This is a genomic window from Afifella aestuarii (assembly GCF_004023665.1).
GTDB lineage: Bacteria > Pseudomonadota > Alphaproteobacteria > Rhizobiales > Afifellaceae > Afifella > Afifella aestuarii.
In genome coordinates this window covers 108,173-128,632 of sequence record NZ_SAUF01000002.1, presented here as the reverse complement: position 1 = coordinate 128,632, position 20,460 = coordinate 108,173, and the positions used below count along the sequence as shown (strand labels likewise).

At 63.9% G+C, this 20,460-nt stretch carries 22 protein-coding genes and 1 other RNA gene; 14 read left to right on the top strand and 9 right to left on the bottom strand.

Features of this window, described 5'->3' with window-relative positions; genetic code table 11:
- Positions 1-15: 15 nt before the first annotated feature.
- From EO094_RS08985 to EO094_RS08975, 3 genes are all read right to left on the bottom strand, one after another.
- Positions 16-1,473 (bottom strand): sensor histidine kinase, encoded by a 1,458-nt coding sequence (locus EO094_RS08985; protein WP_128291989.1) that lies wholly within the window; start codon positions 1,471-1,473, stop codon positions 16-18.
- A gap of 102 nt (positions 1,474-1,575) precedes the next feature.
- A complete protein-coding gene (locus EO094_RS08980; protein WP_128291988.1) occupies positions 1,576-3,000 on the bottom strand; it encodes a dihydrolipoyl dehydrogenase family protein in 1,425 nt (474 codons plus the stop codon).
- A gap of 9 nt (positions 3,001-3,009) precedes the next feature.
- The gene (locus EO094_RS08975; protein ID WP_128291987.1) at positions 3,010-3,747 is read right to left on the bottom strand and encodes a TVP38/TMEM64 family protein; all 738 of its coding nucleotides are present in this window, start codon (positions 3,745-3,747) and stop codon (positions 3,010-3,012) included.
- Positions 3,748-4,168: 421 nt separating this feature from the next.
- Between EO094_RS08975 and rpmH the strand changes: the two genes are divergently transcribed.
- From rpmH to EO094_RS08920, 11 genes are all read left to right on the top strand, one after another.
- Positions 4,169-4,303 carry a 50S ribosomal protein L34 gene (gene rpmH / locus EO094_RS08970; protein ID WP_092811498.1) on the top strand — a complete coding sequence of 45 codons (135 nt, stop codon included), beginning with the start codon at positions 4,169-4,171 and terminating at the stop codon, positions 4,301-4,303.
- Between the two features lie 11 nt (positions 4,304-4,314).
- Entirely contained in the window at positions 4,315-4,743 is a 429-nt protein-coding gene (gene rnpA, locus EO094_RS08965; RefSeq protein WP_128291986.1) for a ribonuclease P protein component, read from the top strand.
- Positions 4,727-6,562, top strand: coding sequence for a membrane protein insertase YidC (gene yidC / locus EO094_RS08960; protein ID WP_128291985.1), 1,836 nt, complete (start codon positions 4,727-4,729; stop codon positions 6,560-6,562). Before rnpA ends, yidC begins: the two co-directional genes overlap by 17 nt.
- A 53-nt stretch (positions 6,563-6,615) precedes the next feature.
- Positions 6,616-7,326, top strand: coding sequence for a ribosome biogenesis GTP-binding protein YihA/YsxC (gene yihA, locus EO094_RS08955; RefSeq protein ID WP_128291984.1), 711 nt, complete (start codon positions 6,616-6,618; stop codon positions 7,324-7,326).
- Between the two features lie 85 nt (positions 7,327-7,411).
- A complete protein-coding gene (argB, locus tag EO094_RS08950) occupies positions 7,412-8,332 on the top strand; it encodes an acetylglutamate kinase (RefSeq protein ID WP_128291983.1) in 921 nt (306 codons plus the stop codon).
- 153 nt (positions 8,333-8,485) lie between these two features.
- The gene (locus EO094_RS08945; protein WP_128291982.1) at positions 8,486-9,229 is read left to right on the top strand and encodes a pyrimidine 5'-nucleotidase; all 744 of its coding nucleotides are present in this window, start codon (positions 8,486-8,488) and stop codon (positions 9,227-9,229) included.
- A gap of 99 nt (positions 9,230-9,328) precedes the next feature.
- Positions 9,329-9,424, top strand: an RNA gene (gene ffs / locus EO094_RS08940) — signal recognition particle sRNA small type.
- Positions 9,425-9,544: 120 nt separating this feature from the next.
- Positions 9,545-11,296: a DNA polymerase III subunit gamma/tau gene (locus EO094_RS08935; RefSeq protein WP_128291981.1), complete on the top strand. Its 1,752-nt coding sequence runs from the start codon at positions 9,545-9,547 to the stop codon at positions 11,294-11,296.
- 4 nt (positions 11,297-11,300) lie between these two features.
- The gene (locus tag EO094_RS08930; protein WP_128293219.1) at positions 11,301-11,624 is read left to right on the top strand and encodes a YbaB/EbfC family nucleoid-associated protein; all 324 of its coding nucleotides are present in this window, start codon (positions 11,301-11,303) and stop codon (positions 11,622-11,624) included.
- An 18-nt stretch (positions 11,625-11,642) separates the two neighbouring features.
- Positions 11,643-12,248 carry a recombination mediator RecR gene (recR, locus tag EO094_RS08925; protein ID WP_128291980.1) on the top strand — a complete coding sequence of 202 codons (606 nt, stop codon included), beginning with the start codon at positions 11,643-11,645 and terminating at the stop codon, positions 12,246-12,248.
- A 33-nt stretch (positions 12,249-12,281) separates the two neighbouring features.
- A complete protein-coding gene (locus EO094_RS08920; RefSeq protein WP_128291979.1) occupies positions 12,282-13,352 on the top strand; it encodes a D-alanine--D-alanine ligase family protein in 1,071 nt (356 codons plus the stop codon).
- Positions 13,353-13,464: 112 nt separating this feature from the next.
- Here EO094_RS08920 and EO094_RS08915 read toward each other — a convergent pair whose 3' ends face one another.
- A complete protein-coding gene (locus EO094_RS08915; RefSeq protein ID WP_128291978.1) occupies positions 13,465-14,031 on the bottom strand; it encodes a hypothetical protein in 567 nt (188 codons plus the stop codon).
- 401 nt (positions 14,032-14,432) lie between these two features.
- Complete coding sequence (locus tag EO094_RS08905) at positions 14,433-15,605, bottom strand: DNA recombination protein RmuC (RefSeq protein ID WP_128291977.1); 1,173 nt, start codon at positions 15,603-15,605, stop codon at positions 14,433-14,435.
- An 86-nt stretch (positions 15,606-15,691) separates the two neighbouring features.
- Between EO094_RS08905 and def the strand changes: the two genes are divergently transcribed.
- From def to truA, 3 genes are read left to right on the top strand one after another with little or no spacing between them, the layout of a single operon-like run.
- Positions 15,692-16,225: a peptide deformylase gene (def, locus tag EO094_RS08900; protein ID WP_128291976.1), complete on the top strand. Its 534-nt coding sequence runs from the start codon at positions 15,692-15,694 to the stop codon at positions 16,223-16,225.
- Positions 16,226-16,255: 30 nt separating this feature from the next.
- A complete protein-coding gene (gene fmt, locus EO094_RS08895) occupies positions 16,256-17,185 on the top strand; it encodes a methionyl-tRNA formyltransferase (protein WP_128291975.1) in 930 nt (309 codons plus the stop codon).
- A 37-nt stretch (positions 17,186-17,222) separates the two neighbouring features.
- On the top strand, positions 17,223-17,975 hold the full coding sequence (gene truA, locus EO094_RS08890; protein ID WP_128291974.1) for a tRNA pseudouridine(38-40) synthase TruA: 753 nt from the start codon (positions 17,223-17,225) through the stop codon (positions 17,973-17,975).
- Between the two features lie 10 nt (positions 17,976-17,985).
- Here the strand turns inward: truA and EO094_RS08885 are convergent, their stop codons facing one another.
- Genes EO094_RS08885 through EO094_RS08870 form a run of 4 tightly spaced genes read right to left on the bottom strand, consistent with a single transcriptional unit; the run spans position 17,986 to position 20,452 of the window.
- Positions 17,986-18,528, bottom strand: a complete 543-nt coding sequence (locus tag EO094_RS08885; protein ID WP_128291973.1) for a hypothetical protein — start codon at positions 18,526-18,528, stop codon at positions 17,986-17,988.
- Positions 18,529-18,572: 44 nt separating this feature from the next.
- Positions 18,573-19,739 carry a succinyl-diaminopimelate desuccinylase gene (dapE, locus tag EO094_RS08880; RefSeq protein WP_128291972.1) on the bottom strand — a complete coding sequence of 389 codons (1,167 nt, stop codon included), beginning with the start codon at positions 19,737-19,739 and terminating at the stop codon, positions 18,573-18,575.
- Entirely contained in the window at positions 19,736-20,074 is a 339-nt protein-coding gene (locus tag EO094_RS08875; RefSeq protein ID WP_128291971.1) for a DUF805 domain-containing protein, read from the bottom strand. Before EO094_RS08875 ends, dapE begins: the two co-directional genes overlap by 4 nt.
- A 12-nt stretch (positions 20,075-20,086) precedes the next feature.
- A complete protein-coding gene (locus EO094_RS08870; RefSeq protein ID WP_128291970.1) occupies positions 20,087-20,452 on the bottom strand; it encodes a DUF805 domain-containing protein in 366 nt (121 codons plus the stop codon).
- Positions 20,453-20,460 lie beyond the last annotated feature (8 nt).

The following is a 20,460-nucleotide window of genomic DNA, read 5'->3' as shown; positions in this document are numbered from 1 at the left end:
CCTCTTTCACGGCTTTTATGCTTTGCGGCGATCGCGCATATCAGCCAATCGCGCCGGCCGGTCGGGGATCTCGATCTGGAAGATGGTTCCGGCCCCAGCCCGCTCCAAAAGCTCTATTTCTCCGCCATGGGCAGCTACGATCTCCTGCGCGATCGCAAGACCGAGCCCGACACCGCCCGGCCGCGTGGAGCCCTGGAAGGGTTTGAAAAGCGCCTCGCGCGCCCGCTTCGGAAGACCCGGCCCCGTGTCACAAACACGCAGGTGCGCAACCGCGCCCGTGCGTTCCCCTTCGACCCAAAGGCGGCGGATGACGGATGCGTTTTCATCCGAGACGAGCGCCTCCTGCGCATTGCGGCAGAGGTTGAGCATAACGCGGAAGAACTGGTCGGGATCGGCGTCGATCTCCAGGTCGCCCGGGACCCGGTTTTCGAAAACGACGGTACCGTCCGGCGTCAGGCTCAGGATTTCCGCCACCTCCTCCACCAGCCGCCGGGCGGAGACGAGCCGGCGCACGGGCTCCGCCTCTTCGGCCCGGCCATAGGCGAGAACCGAGCGGGTGTAGCCGATCGCCCGATCGATCGTGCCCACGAGCTTCGGCGCGATGCGGCGCACGAGCGGGTCCTGCGCCTCGCCGAGATGGTCTGAGAAGAGCTGGGCGGAGGCCAGGATGTTTCTCAGGTCGTGATTGATCTTGGAGACTGCGAGCCCGAGATTGGCGAGATGCCGGCGCTGATGCAACATGTCGCGTAAGGCCGCCTGCATTTCGGCGAAACGCTCCTCCGCCCGGCCGATCTCGTCATGGCGCCCGGTCGGCGTGACCTCGCAGCGCACATCCTCCGGATCGGCGGAAAAGTCCTGCATGCTGGCGGCGAGTTTCTGGATGGGCCGAACGATCATCCGCCTCAGCGCCAGATAGACGAAGGAGGCGGTGATGACGGAAATCGCCATGGAGAGGAGCAGGATATTGCGTGAGTAACGCAGCATGGCCTGGCGCAGACCATCCTCGCGCAACACGATTTCGAACATCGCCATGCCGGCCGGAGGTTCGCCCGAAACGCGGATGAGCCGGTCCCCGCCCCCCGAAAAGAGCGTGCCGAACGCCGCCGCAATCGCCTCCGCAGGACCGAGTTCGCGCAGATCCTGATGGACTGCCACTTCTTCCGGCATGTTGCCGGCCGCGATCAGGATATGCTGGCCGTTCTCCATCATCGCGATCGCTTCCATGCCGATCGCCTGCAAGAGACGCTTCTGCAGATCTTCCGGGAAAGGAGTGGCACCGGGGCTTGAGGCCGCAAGGGCCGCGATCGACGCCGCCTCGAGCTTCTCGTCGAGCCACATATTGCGGAAATTGGCGATGGAAGGCACGTAGATCAGCACTTCCGCGACCATGACGAAGGTGATCGTCAGCACGAGAAGCTTGCCCGACAGCCCCCGAACCGGCCACAACTCGGCAAGCCACGACTTTCTCGTCATGTTCTCTGAGGGCTTTTCCTCAAGCGCCACCAAACACTCCTCAGAGGCCTCGCGATCCTCGCGCGCGCCACATCACAAAAGGCCGCATTCACGCCCTGCCCTTCAGCCGAAGCGGCGCAGAAAACGTGCGAGCGCCTTCGCCTTATTCGGGACCGGGAGATAGAAGCTCGTCGCCGCGCGCTTTCCCACCTCCGAAACAGTCGGATAAGGCAGGAGCATGCCCATCATATCGCGCACATTGAGACGTTTCGAGAGTGCCAGCGCATAGGGGGCAATCATCTCGCCCGCATTGCGGGCCACGATGTCGACCCCGAGAAGACGACCCTGGCGCGTCGTGACGAGGCGGATCAGCCCCTCCGTTTGCCGTTCCGCCCGGGCGCGATCGTTCTCAGCGACGGGCCAGCGCAAAACCCGCACATGGCCATGGCGCCGCTCCGCCTCCTCAAGCGTCAAGCCGGCATGAGCGAGTTCCGGATCGGTGTAGGTGACCCAAGGCAGAAGGTCGCGCTGCGGCCGCGCGCCAATCCGAAACAGCAGCGGACGCAGCAGGAGCCCTGCCTCATAGCCGGCCCAATGGGTGAAATTCGGTCCGCCCGTCACGTCGCCGACGGCATAGACGCGGCGATTGCGGGTGCGCAGATTCGCGCCCACCTTGATGCCCGTCTCGTCGAAATCGATCCCGGCCTTGTCGAGATCGAGCCTGCCGACATTCGGCCGGCGGCCCGTTGCGACCAGGATCTGCGTCCCGTCGACGGCCTCTTCGCTGCCGTCGGACTTTTTAATATGCACGCGCACGCCGTATCGTCCGCGTCGGGCTACGCGCGAAATCTCCGTCTCTTCATGAATGGTGACGCCTTCGGCGACGAGACGGCGGCGAACGTGATCGGCAAGCTCAGGATCGTCGTGGGAGAGGACGCGTCCCCTCTCCAGGAGACTGACCTCCGAGCCGAGGCGGCGAAACGCCTGCGCCATCTCCATACCCACCGGTCCGCCACCGATGACAATGAGATGGGTCGGCAGCTTCGTCAGATCGAAGAGGGTTTCGTTGGTGAGATAATCGAGACCGTCGAGCCCTTCGATGTCGGGCACCTGCGGCGACGAGCCTGTGGCGATGACGAAGCGACGTGCGCTGATGCGTGTCTCGCCGGCAATAATCGTGCGCCGATCCAGGAAAGACGCCCTTTCGCGAATGACGCGCACGCCGAGACCGGTGAAACGCTCCTGCGAATCGTTGGGTGCGATCGCCGCGAGGACAGAGCGAATATGAGCGTGAACGGTCGCGAAATCGACGTCGGCGGCCCCAGCATTGACGCCGAAAGCCGGCGCCTCGCGCAGATGTGCCACGTGCCGCGCCGCCGCAATCAGGGCCTTCGAAGGAACGCAGCCATAGTTCAGGCAGTCGCCGCCCATCCTGCCGTTCTCGACCAGAACTGTCGGAACGTCGAAAGCCGATGCGGCCGCCGCGAGCGTCAGGCCGGCGGAGCCTGCGCCGATCACGCAAATGTCGGTCTTGATCTCTTCTGTCACGTCAAACGGTCACGTCTTTTTTCCGACATTTCGGGCTCTCCAGCGCTTCAACATGATGGGAAGAAGAGCGGCAAGGGCAAGGACGACAAAACCGAGAAGAAGCTGCGTCGAAACGACCGGCCCTTCTTCGTCGAGAGCCGTGCCCACGCCCTCGCCGAAATAGGAATACGCGAAGGTGCCCGGAAGAATGCCGAGGAAGGTCGCAAGCGCATAGGGGCCGAGGCGCATGTCGAAAAGCGCCGGGGCCAGATTGATCACCCAGAACGGAAAGATGGGCGCGAGGCGCAAAAACAGAAGATAATGAAAAGCGTCTTCCTGGAAGCCCGCCCGCAGGCGTTTCAGGCGCGGGCCGGCACGGCGGGCGAGGACCGTGCCGAACGAGGTGCGGGCAATGAGAAAGATGATGCAAGCGCCGATCGTGGCGCCCACGGCCGACAGGGCGCCGCCCAGCGCCCAGCCAAAGAGCAATCCGCCCGAGATCGTGACGATGCTCGCCCCCGGAAAGGAGACGGCGACGAGGGTGATATAGACAATGACATAGAGAAGCCCGGCAAGCGCGAGCCGATCGTCAACGAAGCCTTTGAGGGCTTCGCTCTCTTCTTGAAGAGCATTGAGAGAGAGAAACTCCTGAAAGCCCCCCGCATAGAGCAGGAGGAGAAGGAGCACGACAATCCCGACCGGAAGGAAACGCAGCCATAGCGCCCGCGGCGCTTCGCTGGAGGGATGCTCTTCTATGGCGTCCCCCATCGGGCCTTCGGTTTCGCCCCGTCCATCCGCTCTTCGTTCCCTGACTTTCGTCCCGACATTATTCTCGGCCATTCGCCTGCGATCCTTCGGCGCTGCCTCGCCACATGTTCCTCAGCCGCTCGATACGATATTTGATGTCGCGCGCGAGAACGTCCTCTCAGCCCCAGGTAAGGCATTCAGACCGGGAGAAGGTGAGCTTCACTCGGAATTGAACATCACGCGCTCATTCTCTTATGCGCACATGACCTTTGGAACGCGCGTTGACTTCGGCCAGGCATTGCCACTATATCGCGCACGCGAAAAGCACCGTGCCGCAATGGCGCACGGTCCGAATTCCGAACATCGAAGCAGCATTTCGGTCATAGGTGCCGGCTGACTTCCGTTCACCAGCTTGAGGGCTGCCGCAGGCGGCAGAACGATTATGAAACGGACTTTTCAACCGAGCCGCCTCGTGCGCAAGCGTCGCCATGGCTTCCGTGCTCGCATGGCCACCAAGAACGGCCGCAAGGTTCTCGCCCGCAGACGTGCGAAGGGACGCAAGCGCCTGTCTGCGTAAGCTTCGGCGCCATGCAGCGCCTCAAAAAACGAAGGGACTTCCTGGCAGCTCGCAAGGGCTTTCGCCGGGCGGGTCCCTATTTCGTTCTGGAAAGCCGTGATCGCGGCGATTCAGATGAGGGGCGCATCGGCTTTACGGTTTCCAAACGCGTGGCCCGCCAGGCGGTGGTGCGCAACCGTATCCGCAGGCGCCTGAAAGAGGCGGCACGGGAGGCTGTCAGCGAACGACAGCAGACCGGGCGCGACCTCGTCGTCATCGCACGCTTGCCGGCACTTCGAGCCGATTTCGCCGATTTGGTCGGCGCACTCTCCACGGCGCTCACCGCTTCGAGCGAGACGGCTCACAACGATCATTCGAGCCGTTCGCGCAGAAAGCGCCGCGGCCCCCATAAAATTCCGCCCGAGCGCGGAGGACGGGACGCTGATGGACAACAACCGTAACGTCATTATCGCCATCGCCCTGTCGCTGGCGATCCTGCTCGGCTGGCAGTATTTCGTCGCCGGACCGCGCATCGAAGCGCAGCGCCAGCAACAGCAGGAAGAGGTGCAGAAGGCGACGGACCAGGACACGTCTGTTGCCGGCACGCCAGGCGCGACCGCGCCCGCAGGTGCCCCCGCGGGTGCCGATGCCCCGGCTGGCGCGGCGCCGCAAATTCCACCTTCCGCGAGCGAGGCGGCGCCTGCAACGGGCGGCACGGCCGAGCCCGCCGCCGATGCGCCCCGGCTTGCCGTCGATACACCGGCACTTCAAGGCTCCATCAGCCTCGTCGGCGGACGCATCGACGAACTCGATCTGAAGCGCTACCACGCGACGCCCGACCCGAAGAGCCCGATGATCGAGCTCTTCTCGCCGATCGGCAGCGCCGACCCCTATTATGCCGATTTTGGCTGGGTTGCCTCTGCGGGCGGGCCGGCGGTTCCGGACGCCAATACGGTCTGGCAGGCCGACGCGGATACGCTGACACCGGAAAAGCCCGTCACCCTTACCTGGGACAACGGCCAGGGTCTCGTCTTCAAGCGCCAGATCGCCGTCGACGACAATTACATGTTCACGGTGTCGCAAAGCGTGGAGAATTCCTCCGGCGCGCCCGTGACGCTTTATCCTTATGGCCTGATCAGCCGGCACGGCACGCCGGGCGGTCGCAGCTTCTACATCCTGCATGAAGGCCCGATCGGCGTCTTCGGCGACGAAGGCCTCAAGGAAGTCAAATACAAGGATCTCGAGGACGAGGCCGTCACGCCCGCGAAGACGAATGACGGGTGGCTCGGCATCACCGACAAATACTGGGCATCCGCCCTCATTCCGCGCGGTGAATCACCGTTCCAGGGCCGCTTCCTGCGGACCGAGGACGGAGCTGTGCCGACCTATCAGGCGGATTTTCTTGGCGATGCGGTTACCGTCCAGCCTGGCGCTTCGGCCAATCATGAGACGCTGCTCTTCGCCGGCGCCAAGGTCGTCACGCTCCTGAAGCAGTACGAGCAGAGCTTCGACATCGACCGGCTCGACCTTCTGATCGACTGGGGCTGGTTCTACTTCCTGACGAAGCCGATGTTCTTCGTCATCGACTTCCTGTTCCACTTCCTCGGCAATTTCGGCCTGGCCATCCTCGCGGTCACGGTCATCGTCAAAGCCATCTTCTTCCCGCTGGCGAACAAGTCGTACGCCTCCATGTCGAAGATGAAGAAAATGCAGCCGCAGATCAAAAAGCTGCAGGAGCGCTACAAAGACGACAAGCCGGCGATGCAGAAGGAGATGATGGAGCTCTACAGGCGGGAGAAGATCAATCCGCTTGCCGGCTGCTGGCCGGTGCTCATTCAGATCCCGGTGTTCTTCTCGCTCTACAAGGTGCTCTTCGTCACCATCGAGATGCGGCATGCGCCGTTCTTCGGCTGGATCCACGATTTGTCGGCGCCGGATCCGACGAACATCTTCAACCTGTTCGGGCTGCTGCCGTTCGAAGCGAGCTTCCTGCATCTCGGCGTGTGGCCGCTCATCATGGGTCTCACGATGTTCGTGCAGATGCGCATGAACCCGCAACCGCCCGACAAGACGCAGGCGATGATCTTCAACTGGATGCCGTTGATCTTCATGTTCATGCTGGCGTCGTTCCCGGCCGGCCTCGTCATCTACTGGGCCTGGAACAACTTCCTGTCGGTGCTGCAGCAGGGCATCATCATGCGGCGCAACGGCGTGAAGATCGAGCTGTGGGACAATATGAAGGGCCTCTTCGGCCGCAAGTCCGACACGCCCGCCGAATAGGCTAAAGCGGCCGGCAAGGTGCCGGCCGCTCCCCGAACAGGTGAGATCAAGCCATGCCGCATGAGCCGCCTGAGGGCCAAAGTGACAGCGAGCGGAACAGCCGACAGGCCAATCCCTGGGGCTCTCCCTGGCGTTATGTCGCCTCCGCGCCCAACCTCGCGGCGCTTCCTCCAGAAGGCCCCGTCGAGATCGCTTTCGCCGGCCGCTCGAATGTCGGCAAGTCGAGCCTGATCAATGCGCTGACGTGCCAGAAGGACCTTGCCCGCACCTCCAAGACGCCGGGGCGCACGCAGGCGCTCAATTTCTTCGTCCCGGACCGTCCTGGCGACAGTGGCGAAGAACCTCTCATCGCCCTCGTCGACATGCCCGGCTACGGCTTTGCCAAGGCGCCGAAGGACAAGGTCGAGGACTGGACGAAGCTCATCCACGACTACCTGAAGGGGCGGGCGACGCTCCGGCGCGTCTTCCTTCTCGTCGACGCTCGCCACGGGCTCAAAGCCGCCGATCTCACCGTGATGAAGGAACTCGATACGGCGGCCGTCACCTACCAAATCGTTCTGACGAAGGCCGACAAGCCGAAACCGGGCGAACTGAAACGCCTGATCGAGGCGACCGCCGAAGCGATCCGCAAGCGCCCCGCCGCTTTTCCGGAAATCCTCGCCACATCGAGCTTCAAGGATAGCGGCCTTGAATCCGTCCGCACGGCCGCCGCCGCGCTCATTGATTGGCAAGGCGAGCGAGACTTGCTAGACACCGCGCCCTGAAGCGCCGGTTGCCGACGCCCTCCAGATCCTCTTCCTCGGCCACGCGTTATAGACGCCTTCCGGCCCTTGATCTTCGGAGCCATCGATGAGCGAAGCCACCAAGAGCGAAGCATACGATCAGGCGAGACTTCTTTCCGAGGCCCTGCCCTATATGCAGCGCTACGAGGGGCGAACGGTGGTCGTAAAATATGGCGGGCATGCCATGGGCGATCAGCATCTCGCCACGGCCTTCGCCCGCGATATCGCTCTCTTGAAGCAATCCGGGGTCAACCCGATCGTCGTGCATGGCGGCGGGCCGCAAATCGGCGGCATGCTTGAAAAGATGGGCATCGTCTCGGAATTCAAAGGCGGCCTGCGGGTGACCGACCGCAAAACCGTCGAAGTGGTCGAGATGGTGCTGGCCGGGTCGATCAACAAAGAGATCGTCGCGCTCATCAACGCGCAGGGCGAATGGGCGATCGGGCTTTGCGGCAAGGACGGCAATATGGTCTTCGCCGAAAAGCTGAAGCGCACCGTCGTCGACCCCGATTCCAATATCGAGAAGGTTGTCGATCTCGGCTTCGTCGGCGAGCCGGTGGAAGTCGACCGGACGCTGCTCGACCTTCTTGCGCGTTCTGAGATGATCCCGGTCATTGCCCCGGTGGCGCCTGGCCGCGACGGCGAGACCTACAACATCAATGCCGACACCTTTGCCGGCGCCATCGCCGGCGCGCTCGAAGCCAAGCGGCTCCTCTTCCTCACCGACGTCTCCGGCGTGCTCGACAAATCGGGAAAGCTGATCGACGAGCTCACCGTCGCCGAAGCGCGCGCCCTCATCGCCGACGGCACCATCAGCGGCGGCATGATCCCGAAGGTGGAAACCTGCATCGAGGCGGTGGAGCGGGGCGTCGAAAGCGTCGTGATCGTCGACGGCAAGGCGCCGCATTCGGTACTTCTGGAACTCTTCACGGTGCATGGTGCGGGAACACGCATCCGTCCCGATGGAGCCCCGGAACGCACCGCCTGAGAGCGCGGGGGGCGGGCGCAGGGGACAAATAGAGCGACGGGAGAGTTTGCCGCCCCACGCCTGCGGCCGCATTGCGATCACGCATATCGCGGACATCTCAGCCTCACCAAAGCAAGTCGTGCACATGTTTACGAAATCGCGTAAGCAGACCGCATGAACGCACTTGCAGCAGAAGACATCGCACCCCACGCCCGTGAAGATCTCAGTGTCTTTGCGGAGGTGGAGGCATGGATATTCGACCTCGACAACACCCTCTATCCGCGTGATTCGAACCTGTTCGCACAGATCGACGAGCGCATCCGCAGCTATGTCGGCAATCTCTTGAATGTCGACGAGGCCGAAGCCCACCGCATTCAGAAAGAATTTTACGAGCGGCATGGCACATCGCTGCGCGGGCTGATGCTGGAGCACGACGTCGACGTCGACAGCTTCCTGGAGTTCGTGCACGACATCGACCGCTCGGCGCTCGCCCCGGCCCCCGAACTCGCCGCCGCGATCGCTCGCCTGCCCGGCCGCAAATTCATCTTCACCAACGGCTCACGCGCGCATGCGGAGCAGACGGCGACGCAGCTCGGCCTCTCCGATCATTTCGAAGACATCTTCGACATCGTCGCCGCCGACCTCCTGCCGAAGCCGCGCGAAGAGACCTATCGGCGCTTCATCGAGCGTTTCGATATCGCCCCCGCCAAAGCGGCCATGTTCGAAGACCTGTCGCGCAACCTCGTCGTGCCGAAAAATTTCGGCATGCGCACCGTCCTCGTCGTGCCGTCTGGCACGCGCGAAGTCTTCCACGCCGAATGGGAGATGGAGGGTCATGACGGGGCGGAGCATGTCGATTTCGTCACCGACAACCTCGCGGCCTTCGTCTCGGAGATCGTCACGGCGCGCGGCGTTTAGCGGCCGCGCCTCCTGTCTTCCGCCTCGGACAAAGCGCCCCATCGCGCAAGTCGTGCGCTCCCCTTGCAGGCGCGGCGCAAAATCGTCATATAGGCGCCGGGAGGCTGGCGACGGGCGCGTCTTTCGCCAATCGGGTCAGGTCCGGAAGGAAGCAGCCCCAACGAATTCGGCGCGGGTCGTCGTCCAGTCTCCTTCTTCCAATCAGGCCGCCACGCAAGGCGGCCTTTTCGTTGGCGCGGCAAAAAGGGAACATCGTTTGGAGCGCTTATTGCGTTCGGCATTCAACCCAAGCCGATCATGCTCTAAAAGAAGCCGATGAGCGCTGCGCCCGGCTACCAGGTTCTCGCCCGCAAATACCGCCCCTCCGGCTTCGATGATCTGATCGGCCAGGAGGCGATGGTGCGCACCCTGAAAAACGCTTTCAGGGCCGGGCGCATCCCGCATGCCTGGATGCTGACGGGTGTCAGAGGCATCGGCAAAACCACGACGGCGCGGATTCTCGCCCGCGGGCTCAACTACCAGCCCAAAGAGGGCGACGGCGCCCCGACGGTGGAGTTTTCCGAAGAGGGCGTGCATTGCCGCGCCATCATGGAAGGGCGCCATCCGGACGTCATGGAGATGGATGCCGCCTCCCATACCGGCATCGACGACATCCGCGACATCATCGATTCGGCCCGCTACGCACCCACCTCGGCGCGTTACAAGGTCTACATCATCGACGAGGTCCACATGCTGTCGAAAGCGGCCTTCAACGGGCTGCTGAAGACGCTCGAAGAGCCGCCGCCGCATGTGAAGTTCATCTTTGCCACGACCGAAATTCGCAAAGTGCCGGTGACGGTGCTGTCACGCTGCCAGCGCTTCGACCTGAAGCGCGTCGATGCCGCCGAACTCATCACGCATCTCAATTCCATCGCCGGCAAGGAAGGCTTCGAGGTCGAGGCCGAGGCGCTCCGCATGGTGGCACGCGCAGCCGAAGGCTCTGTGCGCGATGCGCTTTCCATCCTCGACCAGGCGGTCGCCCATGGCGCCGGCCGGGTCGGCGCGGAGACGGTGCACGACATGCTGGGGCTGGCGGATCGTGCCCGCATCGTCGACCTCTTCGAAGAGGTGATGAAGGGCGACACTGCCTCGGCGCTCGCCGAATTGCGGCTGCAGCACGAGCGCGGCGCCGACCCGGTGACCGTCCTCACCGATCTTGCGGAATTCTGCCATTACGTGACCGTCTCCAAGCTCGCGCCGGGGACGGCCCCTTCGAGCGCAATTTCCGAGACGGAGCGGGTGCGGGGGGAAGCGCTCGCGGGAACACTCGCGGTCTCGATCCTCTCGCGCGCCTGGCAGATCCTCCTGAAAGGCATCCAGGAAGCACAGCTTGCGGCGCATCCCGAACAGGCCGCCGACATGGTGATCGTGCGCCTCTGCCATGCCGCCAATCTGCCGACCCCGGAAGAGGCGCTCAAAGCGCTCGCCGACGAGCAGGACAGATCCGGCAGTGGTGCCGGGCGCCCCGATGGCGGCGGCGCCGCACCACCTCCCCCGCCGCAGGCGCGGCTCGTGCAGTCCGGCAATGGCGGGGCGCGATCCCACCCGGAGCCGCGTCACCAGCCGGCCGCGGCACCCCGCGCGGCGCAAAGCCAGGCCGGACCGCGGCTGCAGAGTTTCGCTGACATCGTTGCCGAAGGCCGCGCCCGGCGCGATATCCGCCTCGTCAACGCGCTCGAACGTTTCGTGCGGCCGGTCAAGGTCGAGGACGGGCGGGTGGAGATCGCGCTCGACGAGGGCGCCCTTGCGGATCTGCCGCAACGGCTTTCGGCTGCCCTTTCGGAATGGACCGGCCAGCGCTGGGTCGTCATCGTCAGCCAGACAAGCGGCGCGCAAACCCTGCGCGAAGTGAAGCAGGCTGAAGATGCACGGCTGATGGCAGAGGCGGAAGCCGATCCGATCGTGCAGAAGGTTCTGGAACGCTTTCCGGGTGCAGAGATCGTCGCCGTACGCTCGCGCCCCGAAGACGACGACACTGATGACGACGAGGCGGGTGAGACGCCCGACCCATCAAGAGAGGATGACTGACACCATGCGCGATCTCATGGGCATGATGAAGCAAGCCAAAGAGCTTCAGGGAAAGATGCAGGAGCTGCAGGAGGAGGTGGCCGCGATGGAGGTCGCCGGCTCTTCCGGCGGCGGGCTCGTCTCCGTCGTGGTCGACGGCAAGGGCACGCTCAAATCCATCAAAATCGACCCCTCGCTCATGAAAGAGGAGGAGACGGAGATCCTGGAAGATCTCGTCGTCGCTGCCGTGGCCGACGCGCGCGGCAAGGCCGACCAGGCGACGCAGGAAAAAATGTCGGAGCTCACCTCCGGTCTGCCTCTGCCCCCGGGCATGAAGCTGCCGTTCTAGGATTCCGCGCGAGACATCATGGCCGCTTCCACTGTCGGGCCCGAGATCGAGAAACTGATCCAGGCCCTCTCGCGCCTCCCGGGGCTCGGGCCGCGTTCGGCCCGGCGCGCCGCGCTTGCGCTCATCAAAAAGAAAGAGACGCTGCTCGTGCCGCTCGCCAATGCGGCACGCGAGGCGGCGGAGGCCGCCAAGGTGTGCTCCGTTTGCGGCAATATCGACAGCCGTGACCCCTGTTCGGTCTGTTCCGATCCGTCGCGCGATCCTTCCACCATCGTGGTGGTGGAAGACGTCGGCGACCTTTGGGCGCTGGAACGCGCCGCCGCCACCAAGGCGCGCTACCATGTGCTCGGCGGCGTGCTCGCCCCGCTCGACGGGATCGGCCCGGACGATCTTGCCATCGACAGCCTTCTCGGCCGTGCGGCAGCGCCCGAAGTCACGGAGATCATCCTCGCCGTCAACGCCACGGTCGAGGGCCAGACGACGGCGCATTACCTCACCGACGAGCTCGCCTCCTGTCACGTCAAGGTCACGCGGCTCGCCCATGGCGTGCCGGTCGGCGGCGAGCTCGATTATCTCGACGACGGCACGCTCGCAGCCGCCATGCGGGCAAGGACGGCGTTTTAACCCACTTTTCGGAAACCTCCTGCAGGAGCCACCATGACGCCTCCGTCCTCACGCACGCGTATCGCCGTCCTTTTCGGCGGCCGGTCGGCGGAACACGATGTTTCGATCATGTCGGCGACCAACGTCATGCGGGCACTCGACCCCGAGACTTACGATCTCGTACCGATCTTCATCACGCGTGACGGACGCTGGCTTGAAAGCCGTTTCGAAGACGGCCGCCCGACGACGCCCGAGACGGGGACAGAACTCGCCCTTCTGCCTGGCGGCAAGGGACGCATGCTTGCGCTGCCGCCTGAAGGACAGGTCGGAGAGATCGCTCCGGTCGACATCCTTTTTCCCGTCCTGCACGGCCTCTTCGGTGAGGACGGCTCGGTTCAAGGTCTGGCGGAGACGGCGGGCGTTGCCTTCGTCGGCTGTGGGATCCTTGGCTCGGCAACCGCGATCGACAAAGACATCGCCAAACGCCTCCTCACGCAGGCCGGCCTGCCCGTCGCGCGTGCGGTCACGATCGCATTGGGTGAGGCGCCCTCTTTCGCCGAGATCGAAGGCGCGATCGGACTTCCCCTCTTCGTCAAGCCGGCACGGCAGGGCTCGTCGGTCGGGGTGAGCAAAGTGACAAGCGAAGCAGGGTTTGCTGCCGCCCTCGCGGAAGGCTTTCGGCACGACACGAGGCTTCTCGCCGAGGAATTCATCGCCGGCCGCGAGATCGAATGCGCCGTCCTCGAAGACCCGAAAGGCGCGCTTTTCGTCTCGCGTCCGGGCGAGATCGTGCCGGCAGAACGCCACGGCTTCTACAGCTACGACGCCAAATATATCGACGAGACCGGTGCGGCGTTGAAAGTCCCTGCGGATTTGCCGCCGCATCTCGAAGCCGAAATCCGCACCCTTGCCGCAAAGGCCTTCCGGGCGCTCGGCTGCGACGGCATGGCCCGGGTCGACTTCTTCGTGACCGCGGAGGGTCGCATCCTCGTCAACGAGCTCAACACCATCCCGGGCTTCACCGATATCAGCATGTATTCCAAGGCGATGGCGGCAAGCGGCATCGGCTACGCTGCGGTCATCGACCGGCTTGTGGAACACGGCCTCGCACGGGCCGCAGGCTGAAGAGCAGGGCTAAACAGCCGATTGTTGACCGGCGAGTTGGCTCAACACGGTTTTCCAGCAGTAACGACCAGGAAGACGTGCCGTAATAAGTTGCCGTCCGGCGCGTTGGCCTTCAAGCAGCCAAGCTCGAACGACGGCGCTCGTCCTTCGCGAGGCAAATCAATGAATATTTGAGTGACCGGTCGCCGGCTTCCCCGACACTCCCCAGAGCCCGGTTTGCCAGGCTGATGAGACGCGCTTCGACCGAAGCCTCAGGGGCTGCAAGCTTCTGACATCGGTGCAACCATGCGGCGACCTCTCCCCAATCCCAAAGCGGATTGTCGCCGGAGACACGGGCATACGGGGACGGAAAGGCCGGAAGGTTCCCGAGCCGTGCGCCCTTGGCATAGTTGGAGACAGCAGCTCGAGTGAGATTGGTGCGGCGGGCGATGTCGGACGCACTCACAAGCGGATCCGGCTCAATCCGCTCGATGCGCCCCCCCGCGGCTTCGACGCTCTCCACGGCGGAGACGAGCGCCTGGACGAAGTTCTTCCCCTCGCGGGCGAAGTCGAGAATGGTGCGTCCTCTTGAAAAAGAAACCGTTGCGTCGTCGCAACCCGCAGCGAAGAGCCGCTCCTCGAAATCATTGTCTTGGGGAGACAATCCGGACGCGACGAGCGTGAAGCCATGCTCAGCCATCACAATCGCTCTCCTCATCGCGTTCCACCGCCTGATGCGGGCAACGAAGGACCGCGCGCCTGATCCCCTCGGCGTGGTTTTGCGGTTTCCTCGGTGTGGACCAAACTGACACGATGCATCCCTCCCGGTCGGCGAACGCACAAAACAGCCGTCCCCAGCAATGACCCTGGCGTTTCTCGAGCCGCCACCCACGGGTTTCCGCAAAGCGAACCGCAGCCTCGATCTCTTTGTTTGGATGGCGAGATCGCGGAATAGTGTTCCCCCTTAAGATGGGTCGTCCGTTGACATGTGTCAACAGAGTCTGTGCTCACGCCCTCGCAAGAAGATGACGCCTGCAGCCTCTCACAGATACACTCAGGGTTGTCGCAGGGGCCAACCGCTACTCTGTCGTGGGCGACGACCTACCCCTCGCCGCCGGCCGCGACCTTTTCCTCCTCCGCTTCCTCGCCGAAGCCCAAGCCCTCGATCCGGGCACCGCGCTTTTGCAGTTTGTCGTTCGAAATCAGGATCTGTTCGATGTCGCGGCTCGTCTGGCCGAAATGCGTGGCGAGTTTCCTGACACGCTCGTCGAGGCGTCCGAGATCCTCCATCAAGGACATCACCTCTTCCTGGATGACATGCGCCTGCTCGCGCAGCCGCGCATCGCGCAGGACGGCCTGCATCACCTGGATCGACAGCATCAGAAGCGATGGCGAGACGATGACGACGCGCGCCCGGTAGGCGCGCTGCACAACCTCTTCGAAGCGTTCGTGGATCTCCGCGAAGACCGTCTCGGAGGGCACGAACATGAAGGCCGTGTCCTGCGTCTCGCCGGGAGTGAGATACCGCTCCTGAATGTCGCGGATATGCTTCAGGAGATCCGTGCGGAACTGCGCCTGGGCCGCCTTCTTCGTCTCCGCCGTCTCCGCATCCTTGAGGGCATTGTAGCCTTCAAGCGGGAACTTGGCGTCGACGACGAGCGGCGGCACGCCGTTCGGCATGAAGACGAGGCAATCCGGCCGCGCGCCGGATTTCAGCGTCGCCTGGAACTGGTAGGCGCCCTTCGGCAGGCCGTCGGCGACGATCGCTTCCATGCGCGCCTGACCGAAGGCGCCGCGCGTCTGCTTGTTGCCGAGGATGTTCGACAGGGTCGTCACCTGACCGGCAAGCTCGGTGATATTCCTCTGCGCCCGGTCGAGCACGGCAAGCCGCTCATGCAGCTGGCGCAGATTTTCGCCGGTGTTCTGCGCAGCCTCGCCGACGGAGCGGTTGAGACGGTGGCCGATCCCATCGAGACGTTCCGAGAGATGCCGGTTGAGCTCCGACTGGCGGCTGCCGAAAATCTCCGCCATCGACTGCATGCGCCCCGACATTTCCGCCTGGGTCTTCAGGAGCGCCGAGAGCTCGCCGCGCATCTCCGCCGCCTGCGCGCTCGCCTCGGCAGCCAGACGACGGTTCTTCGCGCCGGCCCGCAGAGCGAGGATGAGCACGACGAAAAGCACGAGCCCGCCGAAGCCGGCCGCCGACAGCACAAGCGGGTCGGCGTCGGAAAGTCGGCCAAGCGCATCGGCAAAGACGGGCGACCATGAGTCCATTTCATGAACATAGCTGATTCGCCGCGTACACTCGGCCGTCACGCGACATTGACCGCAGGCCCCGGAAACCCTAAGTCGCGAGGGCCATGGCTAAACTCGACATCGTCACACTTCCCGATCCCGTCCTGCGCAAGCTCAGCGACCCCGTCGAGGGCATGAGCGAGCCGATCCAGAAGCTTCTCGACGACATGCTGGAGACGATGTACGAGGCGCCCGGAATCGGCCTTGCGGCCATCCAGGTCGGCGTGCCGAAGCGGGTCATCACCATCGATGTCAGCCGCGAAGAGGACAAGCGGGAGCCTCTGTTTCTCGTCAATCCGCAGATCGTTTGGCGTTCCGACGATCCGAACGTGCACGAGGAAGGCTGTCTGTCGATCCCGGAGTATTTCGCCGATGTGGAACGCCCCGCCCGGGTGAAGGTGACGTATCGCGACTATGACGGCAAGGAACAGGAGCTCGAAGCCGACGGTCTTCTCGCCACCTGCATCCAGCATGAGGTCGACCATCTGAACGGCGTCCTCTTTATCGATTATCTCTCCAAGCTGAAGCGCGACATGGTCATCCGCCGTTTCACCAAGGCGGCGCGCGAGAAAGAACGCAGCGCCAGTTCGGCCATGTAGCCGTCCCCGGAAGGGGCAAAGGGACAGGCGATGACACTCAAAGTGGTTTTCATGGGCACGCCGGATTTCGCCGTGCCGACCTTCCTCGAACTCGTCGGCCAGGGCCACGAGATCGCAGCCGTCTACACGCAACCGCCGCGCCCCGCCGGCCGCGGCATGGCTGAGCGCAAAAGCCCGGTGCATCTTCATGCCGAGCGCTTCGGCATTCCGGTGCGCACGCCGAAGAGCCTCAAGAACGAGGAGGCGCAGGCGGAATTTGCGGCACTTCAGGCCGACGTCGCCGTCGTCGTCGCCTATGGGCTCATTCTGCCGAAGCCGATCCTGGACGCACCGAGTGAAGGCTGTCTCAATCTCCACGGCTCGCTTCTGCCGCGCTGGCGCGGGGCGGCCCCGATCCAGCGCGCCGTCATGGCGGGCGATCCGGAAACCGGCGTCATGGTCATGCGCATGGACGAAGGTCTCGATACTGGCCCGGTCTGCCTTGCCGAAAAGACGCCGATCGGTCCCGACGAGACGACGGGGCAGCTGCACGACCGGCTCGCGCGTCTTGGCGCCGATTTGATGGTGCGGGCGCTTGGCGCGTTGGAACGGGGGGCGCTGACGGCCACCCCTCAGGCCGGAGAGGGCGTCACCTACGCCTCCAAGATCGACAAGAGTGAAGCGAAGATCGACTGGTCGCAGCCCGCCGGTGAGGTGCACAACCTCATCCGCGCCCTCTCGCCCTTCCCCGGCGCCTGGTTTGAGATCGAGGCGGGCGGCAAGCGCGAACGCGTGAAAGTGCTGCGCTCGGAAAAAACCGAAGGCTCGGGCCAACCGGGCGAGCTTCTCGACAGAATGACGATCGCCTGCGGCGAAGGCGCCATCCGTCTCGTCGAGGTGCAGCGCGCTGGCAAGCAGGCGATGGAGGCCGAGGCGGCACTGCGTGGCCTGCCGGCCGATTTCCGCATCCTCGTCGCGTGAGACAGCACGCCCTGGCGCCCTTCGGCAGAGTGTCGTTATGCCCCGCTACCGCCTCCTGATCGAATATGACGGCGGCCCTTTCGTCGGCTGGCAACGGCAGACGACGGGCCCTTCCGTGCAGGCGGCGATCGAAGATGCGATCCTTGCCTTCACGGGCGAAGAGATCCGGATCCGGGGCGCCGGCCGCACCGATACGGGCGTGCATGCGCTCGGCCAGGTGGCGCATTGCGACCTGCAAAAAGACTGGCCGGACGACACGGTGCGTGACGCCCTCAACGCGCATCTGCGACCCGCGCCGGTCGCGATCCTCGCGGCAAGGCAAGTACCTGACGATTTCGATGCGCGGTTCTCGGCGGAAAAGCGGCATTATCTCTACCGCATCGTCAACCGGCGCCCGCCGCTCGCTCTGGAGCGCGGTCGGGCCTGGCAGGTGCCGGTGCCGCTTGATGCCGATGCCATGCACGAGGCGGCGCAGACGCTCGTCGGGCGGCATGATTTCACCACCTTCCGGGCGGCCGAATGCCAGGCGAAGAGCCCGGTCAAAACCCTCGACCGGATCAGCGTGCGGCGTGAACTCGATATGGTCGTGGTCGAGACCTCCGCGCGCTCTTTCCTGCACAGCCAGGTGCGTTCCTTCGTCGGCACGCTGAAACTCGTCGGCGAGGGCAAATGGCGGGCGCGCGACGTCGCCGGGGCGCTTGCCGCATGCGACCGCCGCCGCTGCGGCCCGCTGGCACCGCCCGACGGGCTTTATCTGGCGAAAGTCGATTATCCAGAAGACGACGCCTGAGCGACGCCGGCTACATCACCCCGACGAAAATGCGGTCGAGGCTCACCTCGATCAAAATCCCGATCAAGAGCTGAAGCAGAACGACGGGCACGGCCATCATCACCGGCACGGCGAGAGCGGTGCGGACCACCAGATAGGAAAAGCGCAAGGCAACCACGAAGAGCGCCAGCAGCAGGAAAGAAAGAACCGGCAGCGGCACAAAGCCCGTCGCGTGGAGCGCATGCGGCAACGCGAACATGCCGGCGATCACCACCGCACTCCAATTGCGCGCCACGATGAAGGGCACATAATGCGTGGCAACCCCGAGCGGGCGGGCAACGAGCGCGAAGAAAATCGGAAATGCGACCCAATCGAGGGCGAGGCCGAAGAGCCGCAGGGAGACGAAGCTGCCGGCCAAAACCGTCACGGCGTGATCGGTCGCCGTCAGTGCGATTCTTTCGGAGGAGATCGCAATGAGCGTGAACGGGATGATGAGGATCACCGCGCCGAACGAGCGCCAGAACCCCTCCAATGTCAGATCGAGTTCCTGCAGCCCTTCGGCACGGCCGTTCATCACCTTCCATGCGCCGGTGACTTGTTGGATGCAGTAAGAGAAGATCATTGCGTGCGGGCGAAGATGCTATCCAGGAAGGCTTCGTAGATGCGCGTCAGCTCTTCGAGATCGGCAGCCGGCACCCTCTCGTCGGTCTGATGCATGGTGGCGCCGACGAGACCCAGCTCCACGACCGGGCAATAATCCTTGATGAAGCGCGCATCCGATGTTCCGCCGCCCGTCGACAGGCGCGGACGGGAACCGACGATGGCGGAAACGGCCCCGCTTAAACTGCCGATCAGAGCCTCGTCCCGGGCGAGAAAGGAATCGCTCGGCGGCTGCCCCTCTTCCAGGCTCCATTGGATCTCGCCTTTGGCCGCCTCACTCAACCGTCTCTCGATCTCGGAGCGCAGGCTCGTTCGCGTCCAGCAATCGTTGAAGCGGCTGTTGAAGCGCGCCCGCGCCTCTCCGGGAATGACGTTCCAGGCGCTGTTGCCGGTCGCGACATCGACGACCTCGAGCGTCGAAGGTTCGAAATGCGCGCTGCCTTCATCGAGAGGCATCGCCGTCAGCCCCTCGAGCAGTGTCATCAAGCGCATCACCGCATTCGCAGCGAGATGCGGATAGGCGGCGTGGCCCTGCCGCCCATGCGCAACGATGGTCGCCGAAAAGCTGCCGCGCCGGCCGATCTTGACCTGATCTCCGACCCAGTCTGCAGATGTCGGCTCGCCGACGAGCGCGCCGGAGAAATCGAACCCTCGACCTTTCGCCCAGTCGAGTAGCTTGGCTGTGCCGTTGATGCCGGGCCCTTCTTCATCGCCCGTGATGAGGAACGAAAAACGGCCGGAAAAATCGCTGCGGCGCGCCTTGAAGCGCGAGAAGGCGGCGACCATCGCCGCGATCGCGCCCTTCATATCGACGGCGCCGCGCCCGTAGACGAGGTTCTCATCGAGCGTTCCGGAAAAGGGTGGATGCCGCCAGGCGGCTTCGTCTCCGGGTGGCACCACATCGACATGACCGGCGAAGGTGAGATGGTAATCACCTTCACCGATGACGGCGAAGAGGTTCTCCACGTCCGGTGTACCGACCTCGGAGAAGACGGGCCGATCGACAGCGAAACCGAGCGGCTTCAGCGCCGCCTCGAGGACGTCGAGCGCCGGCGCCGCTTCGGGCGTCACCGAAGGTGCGCGGATCAAATCGCGGGCGAGCTGGACGGGGTCGATCACGGTCACGGGATGAGACGCGTTTCCGGGGGCGGGCCCCAGCTGTTGGCGCCCTGATCTCCCTCCAGGAGGCCGAGATCGACGATGGCCCAGATCGGTCCGATGACCGGGATTAGAATAATGAGCGCCCACCAGCCGGAGCGGCCGCGATCGTGAAAACGTTTTACGTGACAGGCGATGCCGGCCAAAAACAGAAAGACGGAAATCAGAAAGGCGATCAGCCCGTCATTGCCGAAAAGCAGCGTCGCGATGAGAGAAATGATGAAGAGGCCGATGACCCCGATCCACCAATCCTTGCGCGCGATACGTCCCTCGAAGCTCGTATAGAGATATTTCCAGTCCATGCTCGGCCTCACTCACCTCGGCGGCAGGTTCGGCGCCTCGCCAAACCTGTTCTTTCCGCCGGTGCCCCGCACGACACCAAAGGCGATGGTAGCGAAAATCGACAGAACGGGAACGAGTAGGATCGCCGCAAAGGCGCCCGTCGCGTTGAAATCGTGCAGCCGCTTTACGCCGATGGCGATGGAGCAGACCATTCCGACAATGAGAGCGAAGCTGGCGAGCGTCGGATTGTGGAAGGTCACATCCCCCGTCTGCGGGTGGACATCCGGCTGCAGCAGGAAGGCCAGCACCGCCACCACGCCGAAATTGGCGAGCCAGTAGACTTCGCGGCCGATGCGGCCATCAAAGCGGAAAAAAACCCAAAGCAGGCTGCGCGCCATCTTGCCTC